The organism is Actinoplanes subglobosus, assembly GCF_042650585.1.
Classification (GTDB): Bacteria; Actinomycetota; Actinomycetes; order Mycobacteriales; family Micromonosporaceae; genus Actinoplanes; species Actinoplanes subglobosus.
Window position 1 is genome coordinate 1 of sequence record NZ_JBHSBL010000047.1, and the last position, 1,296, is coordinate 1,296.

The 1,296-nt window shown below is 66.0% G+C and carries 1 protein-coding gene; it reads right to left on the reverse strand.

Annotated features, from left to right (window positions below; translation table 11 throughout):
• Positions 1 to 1,296, reverse strand: a 1,296-nt coding sequence (locus ACFO0C_RS48990; RefSeq protein ID WP_378073861.1) for an acyltransferase domain-containing protein, incomplete at both ends; no start/stop codon positions are given.

Genomic DNA, 1,296 nt, shown 5'->3' on the forward strand with positions numbered 1-1,296 from the left:
CGACCGGAATCTGCGCCGGACTGAAGACCACCGTCGAAAGTTCCTGCTCGAAAGCGGCCAGCATCGGATCCATCAACGACGAATGGAACGCATGCGACACCCGCAGCCGAGTGTTACGGCGACCCAATGCCTCGACGACCCGGTCGACGTCCTCAGCACTGCCGGAGATCACCACCGAATCCGGACCGTTGACCGCAGCGATCGCAATGCCGAACGGCTCGACCTCTTCCGGGGTCGCCTGCACCGCGGCCATCGCCCCACCAGCCGGCAGCGCGGCCATCAACTTGCCGCGCGCGACCACCAGGCGCACCGCATCAGGCAGGGAGATCATCCCCGCGACATGGGCGACGGCGAACTCTCCGACGGAGTGACCAGCCAAGACTTCGGGCTTAATCCCCCACGACTTGAGTAGTGCGACCAAAGCGACCTGGAAAGCGAAGATCCCGATCTGCGCGTTGTCGGTCGAATCCAAAGTCGCACGGTCCTCGCCCCACCAGATGCCCTTCGGGTCACCGGGGACCAGAGAGGCGACCTCGTCGAACGCGGCGGCGAAGACCGGGAAGGCCTCGTAAAGACCACGACCCATACCCAGGCGCTGCACGCCCTGACCGGAGAACAACCAACCCACCTGGCCGGTCGAACGTGCGATACCGGTGATCGTCAGGTCGTCAAGGCTGGCGAGCAGTTCGGCGCGGTCCCGGCCGATGACGACTGCACGGTGGTCCCAGAGGGTACGGCCGTTGAGCAGCGAGTATCCGATGTCGGTCACCCGATTTGTCTCGACATATGCTGACAGTCTGCGAGCCTGGTCGCGCAGAGCCTCAGCCGATCGCGCCGACAGCACCCACGGCACAACCGCAGACCCCGCCTCCCCCGCCGGCGCCTCCCCAACCGGCGCCTCCACCACCGGGGCCTCCACCACCGGGGCCTCCACCACCGGGGCCTGTTCGAGGATGACGTGCGCGTTCGTGCCACTGATCCCGAACGACGAGACACCGGCCCGGCGCGGATGATCCGTGACCGGCCACTCCCGCGATTCGGTCAGCAACTGGACATCGCCGGAAGCCCAATCGACATGTGGTGACGGAGCATCCACGTGCAGCGTCTTCGGCAGCACACCATGACGCATCGCCATCACCATCTTGATGATGCCGCCGACACCCGCCGCCGCCTGAGCGTGACCGATGTTCGACTTCAGAGAGCCGAGCCACAACGGCTCACCAGAACGACCCTGGCCATACGTCGCCAGCAACGCCTGCGCCTCGATCGGGTCACCGAGCGTCGTACCCGTGCCAT